The 17,749-nt window shown below is 71.8% G+C and carries 17 protein-coding genes and 1 pseudogene; 13 read left to right on the top strand and 5 right to left on the bottom strand.

What is annotated here, in order from left to right; translation table 11 throughout:
• The first annotated feature begins 20 nt into the window (after positions 1-20).
• The 9 genes and pseudogenes from ACWCPW_RS09410 to ACWCPW_RS09370 all read left to right on the top strand — a co-directional run bounded on the left by ACWCPW_RS09410 (position 21) and on the right by ACWCPW_RS09370 (position 7,592).
• A complete protein-coding gene (locus ACWCPW_RS09410) occupies positions 21-1,673 on the top strand; it encodes a PucR family transcriptional regulator (RefSeq protein WP_449760966.1) in 1,653 nt (550 codons plus the stop codon).
• 195 nt (positions 1,674-1,868) lie between these two features.
• Positions 1,869-3,263 (top strand): diaminopimelate decarboxylase, encoded by a 1,395-nt coding sequence (locus tag ACWCPW_RS09405; protein ID WP_449760965.1) that lies wholly within the window; start codon positions 1,869-1,871, stop codon positions 3,261-3,263.
• Positions 3,260-4,093, top strand: a complete 834-nt coding sequence (locus ACWCPW_RS09400) for a M55 family metallopeptidase (protein WP_449760964.1) — start codon at positions 3,260-3,262, stop codon at positions 4,091-4,093. Before ACWCPW_RS09405 ends, ACWCPW_RS09400 begins: the two co-directional genes overlap by 4 nt.
• Positions 4,094-4,200: 107 nt before the next feature.
• A pseudogene (locus ACWCPW_RS09395) lies at positions 4,201-4,365 on the top strand (amino acid transporter); the annotation flags it as partial.
• Positions 4,366-4,385: 20 nt separating this feature from the next.
• On the top strand, positions 4,386-4,883 hold the full coding sequence (locus ACWCPW_RS09390; protein WP_449760963.1) for an amino acid permease: 498 nt from the start codon (positions 4,386-4,388) through the stop codon (positions 4,881-4,883).
• Between the two features lie 223 nt (positions 4,884-5,106).
• Positions 5,107-5,403 carry a hypothetical protein gene (locus ACWCPW_RS09385; protein ID WP_449760962.1) on the top strand — a complete coding sequence of 99 codons (297 nt, stop codon included), beginning with the start codon at positions 5,107-5,109 and terminating at the stop codon, positions 5,401-5,403.
• A 203-nt stretch (positions 5,404-5,606) separates the two neighbouring features.
• Positions 5,607-5,852: a hypothetical protein gene (locus tag ACWCPW_RS09380; protein WP_449760961.1), complete on the top strand. Its 246-nt coding sequence runs from the start codon at positions 5,607-5,609 to the stop codon at positions 5,850-5,852.
• Positions 5,839-6,315, top strand: coding sequence for a Clp protease N-terminal domain-containing protein (locus ACWCPW_RS09375; RefSeq protein ID WP_449760960.1), 477 nt, complete (start codon positions 5,839-5,841; stop codon positions 6,313-6,315). Before ACWCPW_RS09380 ends, ACWCPW_RS09375 begins: the two co-directional genes overlap by 14 nt.
• 116 nt (positions 6,316-6,431) lie before the next feature.
• Positions 6,432-7,592 carry a serine hydrolase domain-containing protein gene (locus tag ACWCPW_RS09370; RefSeq protein ID WP_449760959.1) on the top strand — a complete coding sequence of 387 codons (1,161 nt, stop codon included), beginning with the start codon at positions 6,432-6,434 and terminating at the stop codon, positions 7,590-7,592.
• Between the two features lie 145 nt (positions 7,593-7,737).
• Here ACWCPW_RS09370 and ACWCPW_RS09365 read toward each other — a convergent pair whose 3' ends face one another.
• From ACWCPW_RS09365 to ACWCPW_RS09355, 3 genes are all read right to left on the bottom strand, one after another.
• Positions 7,738-8,664 (bottom strand): hypothetical protein, encoded by a 927-nt coding sequence (locus ACWCPW_RS09365; RefSeq protein ID WP_449760958.1) that lies wholly within the window; start codon positions 8,662-8,664, stop codon positions 7,738-7,740.
• An 11-nt stretch (positions 8,665-8,675) separates the two neighbouring features.
• Positions 8,676-9,323: a SigE family RNA polymerase sigma factor gene (locus ACWCPW_RS09360; protein WP_449760957.1), complete on the bottom strand. Its 648-nt coding sequence runs from the start codon at positions 9,321-9,323 to the stop codon at positions 8,676-8,678.
• 340 nt (positions 9,324-9,663) lie between these two features.
• Positions 9,664-11,334 carry a protein kinase domain-containing protein gene (locus ACWCPW_RS09355; protein ID WP_449760956.1) on the bottom strand — a complete coding sequence of 557 codons (1,671 nt, stop codon included), beginning with the start codon at positions 11,332-11,334 and terminating at the stop codon, positions 9,664-9,666.
• A gap of 600 nt (positions 11,335-11,934) precedes the next feature.
• Here ACWCPW_RS09355 and ACWCPW_RS09350 point away from each other — a divergent pair.
• From ACWCPW_RS09350 to ppk2, 3 genes are all read left to right on the top strand, one after another.
• On the top strand, positions 11,935-12,528 hold the full coding sequence (locus ACWCPW_RS09350; RefSeq protein WP_449760955.1) for a hypothetical protein: 594 nt from the start codon (positions 11,935-11,937) through the stop codon (positions 12,526-12,528).
• 300 nt (positions 12,529-12,828) lie between these two features.
• Positions 12,829-13,770 carry a YihY/virulence factor BrkB family protein gene (locus ACWCPW_RS09345; RefSeq protein WP_449760954.1) on the top strand — a complete coding sequence of 314 codons (942 nt, stop codon included), beginning with the start codon at positions 12,829-12,831 and terminating at the stop codon, positions 13,768-13,770.
• Positions 13,771-14,055: 285 nt separating this feature from the next.
• Complete coding sequence (gene ppk2, locus ACWCPW_RS09340; RefSeq protein WP_449760953.1) at positions 14,056-15,024, top strand: polyphosphate kinase 2; 969 nt, start codon at positions 14,056-14,058, stop codon at positions 15,022-15,024.
• Positions 15,025-15,136: 112 nt separating this feature from the next.
• Here the strand turns inward: ppk2 and ACWCPW_RS09335 are convergent, their stop codons facing one another.
• Positions 15,137-15,763 carry an alpha-ketoglutarate-dependent dioxygenase AlkB gene (locus ACWCPW_RS09335; RefSeq protein WP_449760952.1) on the bottom strand — a complete coding sequence of 209 codons (627 nt, stop codon included), beginning with the start codon at positions 15,761-15,763 and terminating at the stop codon, positions 15,137-15,139.
• Between the two features lie 149 nt (positions 15,764-15,912).
• Here ACWCPW_RS09335 and ACWCPW_RS09330 point away from each other — a divergent pair, with 149 nt between their 5' ends.
• Positions 15,913-16,470, top strand: a complete 558-nt coding sequence (locus ACWCPW_RS09330) for a DUF3592 domain-containing protein (RefSeq protein ID WP_449760951.1) — start codon at positions 15,913-15,915, stop codon at positions 16,468-16,470.
• Between the two features lie 57 nt (positions 16,471-16,527).
• Here the strand turns inward: ACWCPW_RS09330 and ACWCPW_RS09325 are convergent, their stop codons facing one another.
• Positions 16,528-17,637: an acyl-CoA dehydrogenase family protein gene (locus tag ACWCPW_RS09325; protein WP_449760950.1), complete on the bottom strand. Its 1,110-nt coding sequence runs from the start codon at positions 17,635-17,637 to the stop codon at positions 16,528-16,530.
• Positions 17,638-17,749: the final 112 nt, after the last annotated feature.

Genomic DNA, 17,749 nt, shown 5'->3' with positions numbered 1-17,749 from the left:
GCGCACGCGATCATGGACGTATGAGCGAGCGTGAATCCTCCGGCCGTCGCGCCGCGGCGACGCTGGCCCGGGTGCTGGATCTGATCGACCCCGGGATCCTCGACGTCGTGGCCGCGCCGCGCGGGACCGAGGTGCCGGTGAACGGGGTCACCCTGTACGACCTCGGCGACGAGGACGCCGACGGCGCGACGCTCGCCGGAATGATCCTCCTCGCGGTCGGCGTGGAGCCGCGCGGACCCGGCGCGGTCGAGGCCGTACGCGCGGCCCGCCGCGCGGGGGCGAGCGCGTTGGTGATCCGGCGCGGTGCGGCCGGTGCGGACCCCGCCGCGGTCGAGGCGGCCGAAGACGGCGGGATGGCGCTGCTCACCCGGCATCCCAAACGCGGCTGGACCGACGTGCTCGGCCTGCTGCGCAACGCCTGTACGCAGAGCAGCCCGTCCGAACTCGCCGCGGTCGACAGCCTGCGCCCGGGCGACCTGTCGGGCCTGGCCAACACGGTCGCCGACCTGGTGGGCGGCGCGATCACGATCGAGGATCCGCAGTCGCGGGTGCTGGCCTATTCCCGGATGGACCACGAGCCGGATCCCATGCGCCGGGCGACCATCCTGAACCAGGAGGTGCCGCGGTGGCGGGTGGCCGAACTGCGCGAGAGCGGTTTCTTCCGCACCCTGTGGGGCACCGACGACGTGGTCCGGCTGCCCGCCGACGAGCGCTACGCGGAGCGGCTGGTGATCGCGGTGCGCGACGGCGGCGAGGTGCTCGGGTCGATCTGGGCCGCGGCAGACGGGCACCCGCTCGCGCCCGACGCGGCGGCGGCGCTGCGCACCGCCGCCCGGGCGGCCCTGCCGCACCTGGTGCACCACGAGACCCGCGGCCGCGCGGCGGCGCGCCGCCGGGAGGAGGCGGTGCACACCTTGCTGAGCGGCGGCGCCGGTGCGGAACAGGCGGCCCGGGTGGTGGGGGTGCGCCCGGATCGGCCGTACGCGGTGATCGTGGTCGAGGCGTACGAGAGCCCCACGACGGAGTCCGCGTCCGATGCGCCCACGCCCGCCGAGCAGCGGGTGCTCGACGTCCTCGCGTTGCAGGCGGCGGCGCTTCGTCCGGGGTACGTGACCGCGCGGGCCGGTCGACGGCTGTTCGTCCTGACGCCGGCGGGCGAGGCGCACGCGGACCCGGCGCGCGACCTGGTCGCCACGGCCCGGTCGGTACCGGGCACGGTGGTCTTCGCCGGTGTCGGTCCCCTCGCGCATCGGCCGGCCGAGTTGCCCGGTGCGCGCGAGGAGGCCGAGATCGTGGTGCGGGTGCTGCGCGAGCGGGCGACGGCGGCCGGGGTGTCCGCGTCGGCGTCCGCGTTGTCGGCCGACGTGGTGTCGGACGCGGCCCTGGTGCGCCTGCTGGACCGGGTCGAGCCGCTGTGGCCGATGGCCGGACCGGTGTACGCGATGGTCGAGCACGACCGTCTGCACGGATCGGAGTACTCCGCGTCGGTCGGCGCCTACCTGGGCGCCTTCGGCGACACCGTGGCCGCCGCGCGCGGGCTGAGCGTGCACCCGAACACCCTGCGTTATCGGCTGCGCCGGGCCAAGGAGCTCTTCGGCGTCGACCTGGACGACCCGACGGGCCGACTGCTCGCCGACATCGGACTGCGCCTGGCCCGGCGCGAGCACGGGTGAGTGCCCGGCCCGGTGAGCACGGGTGAGCCTCAAGGGCAAGCGATCGTTTTCATGATCATTTTCCTGTCGTGGCAAACAACCGATGCGCGCTCCTTTGGTCGTGTCCGACGCTGACGCCCGCGCACGCCCGGATCCAAGCTGTGCGTGCGGCCCGAACGGGTCGCGAACACTTGAGATCTTCGAGGTGTGGTGCACGTGACTTCCGCAGTGGCCCGACGGCGTCGATCGGCCCGACAGGCGGCCCTGGCCCGAGTCGTCGAGCGGGGTCTGCTGGGTCCCGAGCAGCCCCTGGTGGGTCTGCTGGACGTGGACGGCATCCGGGCGTCGGTCGGCGCGCTGACGGCCGCGTTCGGCGACACGCCCGTGCTGCACACGTTCGCCGCCAAGGCGTGCGGCCTGGTCCCGGTCCTGCGCCTGCTCGCCGACGCGGGCATGGGTTGCGAGGTCGCCTCGCCGGGCGAACTGGAGCAGGCCCTGGCGGCCGGGTTCACCCCCGATCGGCTAGTCCTGGACAGCCCCGCCAAGACGGTCGAGGAGCTGCGGTACGCCCTCGCGCACGGCATCGCCGTCAACGTCGACAACTTCCAGGAACTGGCCCGCGTCGACGCGATCGTGGCCGAGCGCCCGGCCGCCGGACCGATCGGGATCCGGGTCAACCCGCAGGTCGGCGCCGGCACCATCGGCGCGATGAGCACCGCGACCACCACGTCCAAGTTCGGCATCGCGCTGCGCGACCCGGGGGCCGTCGACGCCGTGGTCGAGGCGTTCGCCCGCCGACCGTGGCTGAACCGGCTGCACGCGCACGTCGGTTCCCAGGGCTGCCCGCTGTCGCTGATCGCCGCCGGGCTGCGCGCGACCTACGAACTGGCCGAGCACATCAACTCCGTCCTGGGCCGCCGACAGATCACCGGCCTGGACATCGGCGGCGGCCTGCCGGTGAACTTCGCCGGCGACGAGGACGACCCGACCTTCGCCGACTACGTCGCCGAGCTGCGCGCGGCCGTACCCGAACTCCTGGACGGCCGTTACCGGTTGGTCACCGAGTTCGGCCGCTCGCTGCTCGCCAAGAACGGCACGATCGCCTCGCTCGTGGAGTACACCAAGAGCGCCGGCGGCCGACGGATCGCGATCACCCACGCGGGCGCCCAGGTCGCCACCCGCACGGTGTTCATGCCCCAGGCGTGGCCGCTGCGCGTGGGCGCCTTCGACGCGCACGGCCGACCCAAGAACGCGCCCGAGGAGATCCAGGACGTCGCCGGGCCGTGCTGCTTCGCCGGCGACCTGACCGCCGTCGGCCGTGCCCTGCCACTGCTCGAACCGGGCGACGTCGTCGCGCTGTACGACACCGGCGCCTACTACTTCTCGTCCCACTTCGCCTACAACTCGCTGCCTCGACCGGCGGTGTACGGCTACCGCGTCGTGGACGACGAGGTGCGCCTGGCCACCGTCCGCGAGGCGCAGACCGTGCGCGAAGTGGTCCGGGAGAGCGGCGCGGCGCACGTGCACGCCCTGGTGGACCTGGTGTCCACGCATTCCTCGGGGAACCGGTCCGAGCACGACCGTCCCGATCCCGAGGAGGTTGCGGTATGACCCGCGTCCTGATCTCCGCCGACATGGAGGGCGCCACCGGCACGGTGCTGCCCGCCGACGTGACCGCCGGCAACCCGCGCTACGAACGCTTCCGACGCCTGCTCACCGGCGACGTCAACGCGGCCGTGGCCGGATTCCTGGACGCCGGCGCGGACGAGGTGATCGTCAACGACGCGCACTGCGGCATGGACAACGTGCTCCTGGAGGAACTCGACCCGCGCGCGGTGCTCATCGTCGGCCGCAACAAACCGCTGGGCATGCTGCAAGGACTCGAACTCGACGTGGACGCAATGGCGTTCGTCGGCTACCACACCGGTGCGGGCGAGGCCGGCGTACTCGCCCACACCTACCTCTCGCACAGCGTGCTCGCCGTACGCGTCGACGGACGCCCCGTCGACGAGGGAAGCTTCAACGCACTCGTCGCGGCCGAAGCCGGCGTCCCGGTGGTGCTGGTCACCGGTGACGACCTGACCTGCGCCGAGGCGGGCCGGTACGCGCCGGGCTGCCGCACGGTCACGGTCAAGACGGCGATCTCCCGGCACGCGGCGATCTGCCGCACACCCGCCGCGACGGCGACCGACATCCGCCGCGAGGCCGCCGCCGCGTTGGCGGGCCCGCCGGAACGACCCATCGCGACGCCCGCCCCGCACGTGGTCGAGGTCGACGTGGACAGCCCCTACCTCGCCGAACGCGCGAGCGCGACGGGCGGGGTCGACGTCGTCGGCCCGCGCACCGTCCGCCTGGAGGCCCCCGACGCCCGCGAGGCGTTGCGCCGGTTCCGGGCACTGACCTGGGTGATCGGCGCCGGCCGCGAGGGCGACTGGACCTGACCGGTCGCGCCCGTGCCGCGATCGGGCGTCCGTACCGGCTCACCACCGCGCCCGCACGCCGTTGTTTCCCGCTGCCTCCCCCTGTTCCCCGCCTCGCAGGAGTCTCCATGTCGCAGCACACACCCCCGACCGAGCAACCCCGACTCAGCCGTTCGCTCCGCAACCGGCACATGGCGATGATCGCGATCGGCGGGGCGATCGGGGCCGGTCTCTTCGTCGGCAGCGGCAGCGTCATCAATACCGCCGGGCCGGCCGCGATCGTGTCCTACTGTCTCGCCGGCGCGCTGGTCTTGTGCACGATGCGCATGCTCGGCGAGATGGTGGTCGCGAGTGGTCGGTCGCGACCAGCAAGCGCAACGTCCCGGTCCGGGCGATCCTGGCGGGTACGGTCGTCGGCTGGGTCTCGGTGGTACTCGCCTACCTGTCGCCGGACACCGTGTTCACGTACCTGGTCAACTCCTCCGGCGCGATCGCCATCTTCATGTACGTCATGATCGGCGCCTCGCAACTGCGCATGCGCCGGCGGCTGGAGCGCGAGGCTCCGGAGCGACCGGCCCTGAAGATGTGGCTGTTCCCCTACCTCACCTGGATCGTGATGGCGGGCTTCGTCGCCGTGCTCGTGGCCATGGCGGTCATCGACGACCAGCGCACGCAACTGTTCACCAGCCTGGGCAGTCTCGCGGTCGTGCTCGTCGCGTACGGAGTACGCCGGGTCTACGGCCCCCGTCCCACCGGATCGGGTGACATCCGGGGCGCGCAAGCCGTCCCGGAGCCGATGGCCACTCCGTAGCGAACGGATCCGACGCCGGCATGCGCTACCGCCTCGGGCTTTTGTGCCCGGGGCGGTCGGGTGCCGGGTCGCCGGGTCGTCCGGGGTGTCCGGGGTGTCGGCGATCCGGTCGCCCTCGTCGAGTCGAGGCGTGGGGGAGGCTCCCGGGCACGGTGGCACCGGGTTCCAGGCTGAGGGACCATGGTTTTGGGGCTCCGAGCACTCGACGCCGAGGAGCACGACCATGAATACCAAGCCCGCCTGTGGGCCGGAGCGCGACCCTGACTTCTTCGAAGAAGTCGGCAAGCTGTTCGCCGAGTACCCCGAGGCCGCCGGCAGGTATGCGGTGAGTTGCAGAAGATTGGAACTCGAAATACTGAGGGTCGACTTCGGCAAGCAAGTAGGGGTCACGCGGGTCGAGGACGGCCGCATCGTCACGGAGTTCCTCGATCGCGACAAGGTCGAGCGTTCCGCTCACCACGCCTGCTGCGAGTGGCCGCGCAACGACGACGGCAAGTGCAACAGGATATGTCCCGAGTGATTTCACAAGCGATGCCGTGAACGGATTGGTTCATGGCGTTTTGTGTCGCCGGCACCGCGGCCCCGGCCGCGGTGCCGGCGACGCTTGCGCATGAGTCCACGTCGAACGCCCCATCGCTCGGGGGGAGTCGGCCGACACCTCACCCGCCTTCTCCGTTGGCAACTTGGGTTGACTATCTGCATTAGTCAACTACAGTTGCTTGTATGTCGGCCGCCAAGAATCCCCTTCCGCAGGAGCCCGCCGACAGCCTGGCGGCTGTCGTGGCGTTGCGGCGCCTTGCCGATCAACTGGAGGACGCCGCCGTCGAGCAGGCCATGCGAGCGGGCTGGAGTTGGCCGCAGGTCTCCGAGGCACTCGGTATCACCCGCCAAGCCGTCCACAAGAAGCACGCCAAGCGGCTCATCGCCGCCGGAGTCAAGCTGAGGAGGCGCGGCGATGAGCGCGTTTGACAAGTACCTGCACGCGGTCATCCTGCGGGCGACGCACGAAGCCCACGAGGACGGGTCGGCGACGATCGACGCGCACCATCTCCTGATGTCGATCGCCGCCGATCAGGGGTCCACCGCACAGCAGGTCCTGGCCTCGGCCGGACTTGATCGCGCCGCTGTGCGCGAGGCACTGGATCGAGAGTTCGAGCACAGCCTGAGCCTGATCGGAGTGTCGCCGGCCGCCTATGACCTTCCCCGGCCGAGCCACGCTCTGGAGCAGCCCAGGATGGGTGCGTCCGCCAGGCTCGCGCTGGAGCGGAGCTTCGCCCTCGCCCGCAAGAAGGACCTGCGGTCGGCGCATCTGCTCCTGGGGATCCTGCAGGCCCGCATCGGCACCGTGCCCCGCGCTCTCGCCTTGGCCGGTATCGATCAGGCCCAACTGGCGGACCACGCGCGGCAGACGCTCGGCGATCAGGACCGGTGACCAGCGAAAGCAGCCGACACGGGCGATCCGCCTCGCGGGCGCGCCCCGGCAAACCACCACGCCGTCGAGAGGGGCCGGGCGGCCATCTTCGCGTTGCGTGCGACAAGGAGAATCACATGCACCGACACACCGCTCGTACGGACGGCGACCGTGCGGACGCCGAACCGGTCACGGACGTGGGCGCCGCCTCCGAGGCCGCGCCGGCCTCGGCGGCCGAGGGTCACGAGGCGATCCAGGCCCTGCTTCGGCAAGCCGTGACTCGAGGCGGCCTCCCCGGCATTCTCGCCGAGGTCCACGACGGCGAGCGGCAGTGGTTCGGGACCGCGGGAGTGGCCGACACCCGAACCCGCCGCACGCGCTCACGGCAGGACCGGTTCCGCATCGGCAGCATCAGCAAGACGTTCGTGGCCACCGTGGTGCTGCAACTGGCGGCCGAACGCAGGCTCGGCCTGGACGACACCGCGGCACGGTGGCTGCCCGGCGCGCTCCAAGGCCGGCACCACGACGGTGCCGGGGCGACCATCAGGATGCTGCTCAACCACACCAGCGGGATCTTCAACTACACCGATGACCAGGAAGCACTGAACCGTTCCGAGACACACACCCCCGAGTCGCTCGTGCGGATCGCCACATCCCATCCGCCCACCTTCACACCGGGCTCGGGCTGGGCGTACTCGAACACCAACTACGTGCTCGCGGGCATGATCATCGAACGGGCCACCGGCCGCACGCTTGCCGAGGAGATCACCGACCGGATCACCCGCCCGCTCGGCCTGACCGGCACGTACCTGCCGTGCGGCGGCGACCCGACGATCCGCGGGCCGCACTCCCGGCACTACACGAAGCTCTTTCGGACCGACCCCGGCGCGCCGGTCCACGACGCGACCGAGTTCGACGCATCGATATTCTGGGCGGCCGGCGGCATGATCTCCACCGCCGGGGACCTCAACCGGTTCTTCGGCGCCCTGCTGGGAGGCCGGATACTGCCGGCGGACCGACAACGCGACATGTTCACCACCGTGCCCACCCGCGACTGGATCTCCGATTCGGCCTACGGCCTCGGCGTTTCCTCGGTGAGACTGCCCTGCGGGGATACGGTCTGGGGCATGGGGGGCGCGCTCTTCGGATCGTGGTCCTACAGCTATGGCGCCCGCGATGGCGACCGGATGCTCACCACCAACGCCAACGGCGACTGGAGCGACGGCGGATGGGACGACCCCATCGGCATCTTCACCGATCTACTCCGGGCGAAGTTCTGCCGCCGGATCGATCCCTGAACACCGGAGTCGCCACATCGGCCGCGCCCAACCCGAATGCCGCCGAGCGGGGCAGCAGTGTCGCGGACACGGCGACGCGAGGGTCGCCGCACCGACCCCGCGCGAACTCTCCTTCCGCACAGGGTCGGTGCCGTGGCCGGTGGTGCTACTGCCGGATTGTGGGCGCCTGTTGCCCCGTCGCCTGGGGCGCCGGGTCGGTCGGCTCGCAGGTGGGGGTTCGGAACAGGACTCGGCACTCCTCGGGGGTGGTGCGGGTCGACAGGAGCGGCCCGTCCTCGCGGATTCCGGACGAAAGCACGGTGACCGCGCGCGTCGGCGTGGCCGGGTCGACGGCCCGGTCCGAGAAGATCGCCGTGTAGCCCTTGTCGTTCGTCGTACCGGCCCCGATCAGGCGATGCGTCGTCGCCTCGTACAACTCGACGGCGGAACCGGGGGGAGCCCACATTTCCCATGCCGTCCGGCCCGCCTCCAGGACCAGTCGGGAAGCCTCGTTCGCGCGCGCGGTCGGAACGGCCGCATGGCTGCGCCGCCCGTAGCTGGTGTCGACGAAGTCGATGGTGTCGGCCCCTCGGGTGACGCGCAGTACGACCCCGGTGGCGCCGGATGCGAACGTGCCTCGCCACATCACCCGATAACCCAGCCCGTCGCTGCCGTGCGCCCACTGGTCCACCTGGCACACGATGGCCTCCAGCAGCTTTCGTTGGGCCGTGTCGCGACCCTCGGTCGGCCCGTAGTCCTCGATCGCGCGCGCCAATCGGGCCTTCGTGGCGCCGGCGGGTACGGCCCGTCCGTCCCCGTCCGTCCGGCACCCGCTCCACGAAGCCTGCCGATCACCGGCGGGCGAGCCGTTGTCCAGGGCCGCGCCGCTCGAGGTGAAGGCGATGCCGCCGGCCACGGCGATCGCCGCGACGCCCGCCGTACACGCCGCCAATCGGCGCCGCCGGGCCCGTCTGATGTCCCGCCGCAGGCTCTCGTACCCGGGATGCGCGTACTCGACCGTGTCGGCGTGCGCCCGAAGAGTGGCCGCCAAACGCGTGACGACCGGGTCCGGCACCGAACTGTTGTCCTCCATGTCGTTCCTCCTCAGGTGTGTGCGACAGTCCGCGCGGACACGGGCCGGGAGCCGGTCGCGCCGTTCGTGGGTTCGGGCGACTGCGCCGAGGCCGGCGACCCGGCCGACTCCGACCCCGACTGCTCCGCTCCGAGCACGGCGCGCAACCGGGCCAGGCCACGCGCGTGTTGGCTCTTCACGGTGCCGATCGGAGTGCCGAGGATGCGGGCGACCTCCGCCTCGGGCAGGTCCTCGTAGTAGCGAAGGACCAACACCGCCCGTGTACGCGGCGACAGCGTCGCCAACGCGGCCCACATGTCGGTGTGCAACTCGACCAGGGCATGCGCGTTGCGCACCGCCCCCTCGGGCAATTCGGCCCGACTCTGCTCGCGCGAGGACTTGCGTCGCCACCACGAGTTGTGCAGATTGACCACGACCCGCCGGGTGTACGCCTCGGCACCCATACCCCGGTCGATGCGACGCCACCGCCGGTAGACCCGGATCAAGGCGGTCTGCACCAGGTCCTCGGCGCGGTGGTGATCGCCCGTGAGCAGATAGGCGGTCCGCAACAACCGAGTTCGCGCGCCGAGCACGAATTCCTTGAACTCGGCGTCGTCCCCGCCGCCCGCTTCGTCCATCGCGCCGTGTGGTTGCCCGTGGTGCCTCTCGGCCCTGTCCATCCGTTCCCCGTTCCGCCGCGTGCCGAAGACCTTTCGCCTGTAGTAGCCCGCGAGCAGCCCCGAAGGTTGCAGTCCCGCCCGCCTTTTTCGACGGCACCGTTCCGGACATCGGCCACGGCCCGGCCGCAGGCTCGGAATGGGGCCGGGCCGTCGCCGACGCCCTCGACCTGCCCGCATACGAGCAACCGGGCGCCCCGGACGCGGCGGGCGGCGCCGCGGACTCGTCGGGGCACCGGGCGCACCGACCGGATGCCGGCCCGCAGTCGGCCGCACCGCCGCACCGGCGGATCGCCGCACCGCCGCAGCGCCGCGCGGCCGGTCGGGGCCGTCGGCGAACCGATCAGGCTGCGGTCAGCAGGTCGACCACGAACACGAGGGTCGCGTTCGGCCGCATGTCGCCCGGAGGCGTGGTGCCGTACGCCTTGGCGGGTGGGATCACCAACTGCACGCGGCTGCCCACCCGTTGGCCGACCAGGCCCTCGTCCCAGCCCGGGATCAACTGTCCGACGCCGATGGTCGCGGTGAGCGTGTCGCCGCGTGTCCACGAGCTGTCGAAGACCACGCCGTCCGAATAGTAGAAGCCGGTGTAGCGAACCTCGATGGACTGCCCGGCCTCGACCGCCGCGCCCGATCCGGGCGCGAGGACCCGAACGTCCATCGTGTCGGCAGGGCCGAGGGTGAGCCGGCGCATGTCGGGCGCGTCGCGCGACGTGGTGTCCCCGGTGCCGGCGGCAGGTGTCGTCGGCGGCCTTTCGCCGGACGGAGGAGCACTCTTGCCGGCGCTCGTGGCGTCGGGCTTCGGCGAAACGGTGCCCGTGCCGGTCGCGTGCCGGTGGCCGCCGGGGTCCTCGCGCGTGGCGAGCAGGGCCGCGACGACCGCGGCCGTGACCACGATCGCCGCAAGGGCCACCGTGAGGACCCGACGTGGGCGCCGCCGAGTACCCGATGTCTTCGGCGGTGGTGCGAACGGCGGCGGGGGCGGTGCCGGCGGCGGGGGGATCGCCGGCAGGGCCCGGTCGGAGGCCGGCGCGCCGACCAGGGGCGACGTGTACGGCGGGTGGGCGGTGTCGGCCACGTCCTCGGCATCCGGCGTGGCGGCGGCGGGGGAGGCCGCAGGTCCCGAGTCGACCCCGTCGGCGCCTGCGGATCGACCCGCGATCGCCTCGGCCACACCGGCCGGCAGCCACCGGCGCTTCCCCGACCCCGGGGCGGTCGTGACCGCGAGTGCGGTGAGCACCTCGGCCGCCGTCGGACGGTCCGCCGGCGCCTTCGCCAGGCACGCCGACAACAACGGCAGCAACTCCGGGGGCACGCCGTCGAGTGCGGGCGGGTTGTGCACGACGCGATACAGCAGCGCGGGTGTGGGTCCGGTGCCGAACGGGCCCTCTCCGCGCGCCGCGAAGACCAACACCGCGCCGAGCGAGAAGACGTCCGAGGCCGGCCCGATCGCGAGCCCGCCGCACTGCTCGGGCGACATGAAGCCCGGCGAGCCGACCGTGCTGCCGGTACGGGTGAGCGCGCTCGCCTCGGACGCGAGCGAGATGCCGAAGTCGATCACCACGGGCCCGTCCGGGGCCAGCATGACGTTCGACGGCTTCAGGTCGCGGTGGATCACCCCGACCCCGTGGATCGCGGCGAGGGCCTCGGCGAGCCCGGCGCCCAGCATCCGCGCCTCGGCACTCGGCCACGGGCCGTGGGCGGCCACCGCCTCGGACAACGACATGCCGTCGACGTACACGGTGGCAAGCCAAGGACTCGGCGCGTCCGGTGCGGCGTCCACCACGGCGGCCGTGAACGCCCCGCCCACCGCGCGGGCCGCGGCCACCTCGCGCGCGAATCGCCGCCGGAAGTCCGCGTCGTCCGCGAGTTCGGGCCGGACGACCTTGATCGCCACCGCCCGGCCGGACGGCGACCGGCCGAGGTAGACCCGCCCCATACCGCCTTGGCCGAGCCGCCGCTCGATCCGGAACGGCCCGATCCGCGACGGGTCGTCAGCCGTCAGCTCGCTCATGCGGCTCCCCACCGGCACCCGCCCCGCGGCGCACGGGAACGCACGCCGTAGACCCATCGACCAACATCCATCGGACCGAACCTTAGCGTGGGCCTCACGCAATCCCTCGGCCGCCGCCCATGGCGCGGCCTTCGCACAAGCCCTGGCCCTCGCCCCTCACGCGCACCCGTGGCGAGCGACGGCGACGACATCCAGCCCTCTCGTTTGCCGCTGACGACGGATCAGCGTTGTACGACGCGATGTGCGTTCCCGGAGGCGCCGATTCGGCCGAGCGGTGCGCGCCCGCCCCACCCGGTCGGCCGACGGAGCGGGCGGCGCCTCGGACGAAGCCCGGGGCATGAGCGCGCCCGCGTCGCCGCCACCCGCCAGGCCCTGCCGCGTGCGGCCGCGCGGGGTCTGCCGCGCATGCGGCCCGGCCGGACCGGCCCGGCGGGACGTGCCGTCCCTTCGCCGAACGCAAGGGTCCGGGTATCTAGTCGTGCCAAGAACGCAAGGGTCCGCGTATCGAGTCGTGCCAAGAAGGCGTGGGCCCGGGTATCGAGTCGTTCCGAGCGGGTACCCGGGCCTGACGATGTAGCCCATCCCCCGGAGGAGCCCTCCATGTCGGACCCGTCGCGGCGACAACCTTCTCGACCGGCGCCACCCACGACCTTCCAGCAGGCGCGGCGGCGAAAGCACCCTGCGAAGCCGTCCTCCGGTGACGAGTCCGACGCCGCGCGCCTGCTTCGCATCTACCTGGGCGACCACTTCGCCGGCTCCACCGGCGGCGAAAACCTCGCCCGCCGCATCGCACGCAACCACAGCGGTGACGTGCACGGGCCCGCACTGTCCGCCATCGCGGACGAGGTGGCCCAGGATCGCCGGTCGCTGAAGCGGATCATGAGCGAACTGGGGATCGCGCCACCACCCGCGAAAGCCGCGCTGGCCTGGGCCACGGAACGAGCGGCGAGGCTGAAACCCAACGGCCGACTGCTCGGCCGTTCGCCGCTGAGCAGCGTCGTCGAACTCGAGACCATGCGCATGGGCGTCGAAGGCAAGGCGTCGTGTTGGCGGAGCCTGCGCGCCGTGGCGGACCACGACCGGCGCTTGTCCGCACAGGAGCTGGACGAACTCCTGGACCGCGCCGAATCGCAGTCCCGTCGTCTCGAGGACACGCGGACCGGGATCGCCGCGGCAACCTTCGGTCGACCCTGACGGCACCGGCCCGCCACCAGGTGTGCCGCGGTCACCGCACAGGCCTGCCCCAGGCGGCTCCGGCGGACGACGAGCCCCACGCGGGACAGGGACCCGTCCAAGCGCCCCTATCGCACTCGCGCTGGGCGCCGGGCGAGCCCTGCACCGCGGGTCCCGGCGGTGCCCCAGGCCGACGAGAACGCGGACAACGCATGGAGCGGCGGCGGGGCAGGGGTGCGTCCAACCATCGCGTCCAAGGAATTCCGACGGCCCGCCGCCACGCGGAGCGCTGCTTTCGTGGCCGGCGGGCAGAAGCGGTGCATGGGCACAGCGAAACGAGTTCCACAGACGCGGGACATGAAGGGCGAGGAACTCTCCGCCGACGAGGCGTGGTTGACCTTGCGCCGGTACGGCGGATGGACATTGGTCAAGAACGCGTTCGTGCGCTTTCGCTACGCGGACGGATTCACCCACTCCCGCGCGCTCGCGCTCCAGACGGTGCTGTCGGTACTGCCGTTCGCGATCGCCGTCGTCGGACTCTCCCGGGTCCTGCACACCGACAAATTCGGCCGGTTCGTCTCCGCCGTGCTCGCTCGGCTGTCCACGGGTCCCAGTTCGGCCGTCGTGCAGGACACGCTGCGCGACGCGGGCGAGGGCAGCGCGGTCGCGCTGTCCCTGGGACTGGTGTTCTCGCTGGTCAACGTCGCGACGGCGATGAGCCAGATCGAGCGGGGCGCGAACCGCATCTACGGCGTCGAGCGTGATCGCCCCTTCATCCGCAAGTACGGCCGGGCCGCCGTGATGACCATGGTGGTCGGCGTCCCGATCGGCCTCGGCGCCTTGTTGACCGTGGCCGGCCGCGACATGGTCGGGGCCGCCGCCGACGTCTACGGCTGGAGCGACACGCAGCGTACGGTGTGGGGCATCCTGTGCTGGCCGGTGGGCGTCGCGCTCGCGCTGATCTCCGCGTCCGCGGTGTTCCGGTGGTCGCCGCGCCGTCGCCAACCCGGCTTCACGTGGCTGGCGTTCGGGGCGGCCGTGTACCTGGTGCTGTGGGTGCTGCTGTCGTGGCTGCTCGGCCTCTACATTCGGCTCAGCGGTTCCTTCGACTCCGTGTACGGCCCCCTCAGCGCGTTCGTTTCCTTGATCCTGTGGGCCTACCTGACTTCGATCGCCCTCTTTCTGGGCCTGGCGTTCGCCGCCCAACTGGAGGCGGTCCGTGCCCACTTGCCCGAGCCGGTGCAACCGGATCCGGGCGTCTGAGGACGCGGCGAACGACGACTCCCCGTGGCGAACGTCGGTTCGAAGTGCTCCTCCGGGTCGCCCTGCCCCGCGCGAGGACCCGGTCACCGGCCGCCCCGTGCGGCGCCGGCGGCCCCGGCTGGACTCCGTGCCCGAAACCCCGCGAGCGGTGCGTCGGGGTCCCGCCGCCGAAGACCGCACCGGCGCCGTCGTCGACCTCCCGGTTGACGGCCCGCTGACGGACGTGAAGCGGATCATCGTCCGACCGGCCGGCGTACGAGCCGGTCAGGCGGGCACAGACAGTGGGTGAACACCGGAGACGTCGGCAGCGGCCGAGAGCCGCACTTGCTGACAGGGCTGACCGTGGATTCCAGCAGGCCGGAGCAGCCCGTGCTGCTGGATGCGAGGGGCCGGCCCATCCAGACCTGGCGGGAGAATTTTCCGTACGAGCGCAAGATCCGCCGGGCGCAGTACGAGCGTGCCAAGCGGGTGCTTCAGATCGAGCTGCTGAAACTACAGCGGTGGGTGAAGGAGACCGGACAGCGGTTGGTGGTGATCTGCGAGGGCAGGGACGCCGCGGGCAAGGGCGGCACGATCCAGCGATTCACCGAACGTCTGAACCCGCGTGGTGCCCGGGTCGTGGCTCTCGGCACGCCCACCGAGCGCGAAGCGTCCCAGTGGTACTTCCAGCGGTACACCGAGTATCTTCCCGCAGCCGGGGAGATCGTGTTCTTCGACCGGTCCTGGTACAACCGGGCCGGCGTCGAGCCGGTCATGGGGTTCTGCACCGAAGAGCAGCACCGGCTCTTCCTCGCCCAGTGTCCGGCTTTCGAGCGGATGCTCGTGGAGGACGGGATCCTGCTGGTGAAATTCTGGTTCTCCGTCTCGCGGGCGGAGCAACGTACCCGCTTTGCGATCCGCCGGGTCGACCCCGTGCGTCAGTGGAAGCTCTCCCCGGTCGATCTCCGGTCGCTGGACCGCTGGGACGACTACACCAAGGCCAAGGTCGAGATGTTCCGGGCGACCGACACCGAGCACGCGCCGTGGACCGTGGTCAAGACCAACGACAAACGGCGCGGCCGGCTCGAAGCCATGCGCAGCCTGCTGACTCGGGTGGACTACCCCGCGAAGGACGAGGCGGCGATCGGGGTACCCGACCCGCTCATCGTCGGTGCCGCCGGAACACTCCTGGAACCCGGCGAGGAGAGCAGCGACCTTTCCCCCACCCCCCTCGCGCACGCCGACGGCACACCCGGCGAGCATCCGGACCGGTAGGCGCGTGCGCCTTTCGACGTTGCCGCACCCGCGCGGTGAGGTCGAGCGGCGGCCTCGGGAAGCAGCAGGGGGCTTCGGGGCCGTGCCGGCCGGGGCGCCGCCGCTCAGCCGCTCAGCCGATGCCGCGCGGCCGGAACTGGATGCTGATTCGCGGCCCCGTGGGTCTGGCCGTCTTGGGGATCGCGTGCTCCCAGGTGCGTTGGCAGGTGCCGCCCATGACGATCAGGTCGCCGTGGCCGAGGGGGCGCCGTACCGTTTCGCCGCCACCGCGCGGGCGGAGCAGGAGGTCTCGCGGAGTGCCGACCGACGCGATCGCGACCATGGTGTTCTCGCGGGCTCCGCGGCCGTTGCGGTCGCCGTGCCAGGCGACGCTGTCGTGGCCGTCGCGGTACAGACACAGTCCCGCGCTGACGAAGGGCTCGCCGAGTTCCGCCGCGTAGTGCTCGGAGAGTCGGTCGCGCGCCTCGGCGAGGGAGGGGTGGGGCAGCTCGTCGGCGGCGCCGTAGTAGGCGAGCAGGCGGGGAACGTCGACCACGCGTTCGTACATGCGCCGACGCTCGGCCCGCCAGGGCACGCTCTCGGCCAGCGCGGCGAACAACGCGTCCGCGCCCGCGACCCAGCCCGGCAACTCGTCGATCCAGGCGCCGTTGCCCAGCATGGTGCGTCGCAGGCCGCGTGGCGGCCCGACACGGATGACGTCGCTCTGGTCGAAGAGCGAACCCTGGAGACAATCCGACATTCCATCACGATACTCCATCGAGCCGAACATGTGTTCGAGATTCGATCGGGGTATCGAACGCGGTCGTGGGGATGCGCGTCCCGACTTGCCCCGGTCGACTGCGACGGGCACACGAACTCCCGTACTGTTGAAGGGAATCGGGGGCGGGCATGAGACGGAACCTTGATCGTCCGGGCGGACGGCCGGCGAGCGGCGGGTCCGAAGTGCCGGGCATCGGCATGGCCTGCGTGTTCTTCCCCGTGGTCGTCGGCCTGCTGGTGCTGCTCCTGTGGGGGTTGTACTACGGCTTCACCCGGTCGCCGACCGCCTTCGGTGGCGGTCTCCTGGTGCTCTGCTCGCTGTCCGGAGTCGCCCGGGTCGTGCTTCAGCTCAGGCTGCTGCGCCGCGGGGTCGCCGTGCCGGGTGTCGTGACGCGGGTCGACCGCAGGTGGATGGACGGCGAGGCAGGCGGCTATTGGGTCTACACCTCCCACGTGCGTTTCTCGGTCCCCGGCAGCGAGGAGCGCACGGTCAAGGGGCCCGCCTCCGAGCACACCCGGGTCGGCGACCCGGGTGCGGTGCACTACGACCCCAGGAAGCCCTCCCGGGCGGCGGTACGCGAGACCCGGGGCGGCCTGGCCGGCCTGATCGTGTTCGTCGCGCTGTTCGTCGCCGCGACCGTCCGGTACGTGCTGTGGGCCGTCGGCGGTGGGCGCTGGTCGCCGTAGCCGCCCGCCGCCGTGCGGTGCCGGGTGGCTACCGGCGGTGGCGGGCGGTGGCGGGCTTCAGGTCTGGTCGCCGCCGGTCAGGCTCTTGCCGATCATGTCCCGGCAGACCTCGACCGAGAAGGCCATCAGCGCGCCGGCCTGGGCATCGCGGAAGTGCCGCTGGATCGGGGAAGACCGCAGAAAGCCCGAGCCGCCGCCGACCCGGAGCCCGAACTCGGCGATCGATTTCGCCACTTCGTTGGCGTAGAGCTTCGCCTCCACGGCGGCGACGAGGGCGCCGGGCGCGTTCCGGTCGGCGAGCCACATGGACCGTTCCGCGAGGACGCGTGCCGCCAGCAGCCTCACGTGCGCGTCGGCGGCGTCGAAATGGACCCATTGCATGTCACCGACCGGTTTGCCGGTACTCGGCACGACACGTTTGCGGGCATGGTCGGTCGCCGCGTCGAGCGCGGCCTCGGCGATGCCGATCGACAGCCACGGCAGGCCGAGCGCGATGATGTTCGGCGCCGTCGGGTCGACGATCCGGCACCGATTCTCGTGACGCAGCAGGGTGGCGCGGAAGTTCACCAACTGGCTGCGGGTGCCGCGCAGGCCCATCGAGTCCCAGATCGACACCATCTCGATGCTGTCGTCCCGGCTCACCCCGAAGAACGCCGGTCCGTCGTCGAGCAGCGCATTGACCAGGAAGTGGTCCGCGATCTCGCACCCGGACACGAACCGCTTCGCGCCGTCCAGTTCGAATCCGCCGTCCACCGGTTCGGCCCGCTGGAGCGGCATCAGGAAGAGATTCCCGCCGGTCGGCTCCGACAGCGCGTTCGCGAACCGTTTGCCCGCCGCCAACTCCTCCGCGTAGAACTGCGGCCCGAAGCCGACCAGCGCCTGCGCCGCGCCCAGGTGCATCATCCAGACGCACGCCGTCGACGGGCACGCCTTGCCGACGATGCCGAGGATCTCTCCGAGCGCCTGGTAGGACAGCCCGGAACCGCCCCGCTCCCGGGGCATCGCGGCCATGTCCAAGCCGGCTTCGTGTAACGCCGTCAGGTTGGCGACCGGCAGGGTGGCCTCGTGATCGTGCCGGTCCGCCGTTGCCGCGAACCGCCGGGCAAGATCCCGCGCCGCGTCGACGAACCGCTGTTCTTCCCTGGAGACCGCAAAGGGTGAAGTCACCGGCCCAGCCTAGAAGTCTCGTGGAAACGTCGGGGCGGGTTCGCGCAACGCGAACGGCGGGACCGGACTCGTCGTTTCGCGGCGGAGCCGGACTCGCTCGCCGACCATCCCA

This window comes from Embleya sp. NPDC001921 (assembly GCF_053594475.1).
Note: the sequence above shows the minus strand (reverse complement) of the source record. Positions and strands in the feature narration are given on the sequence as shown.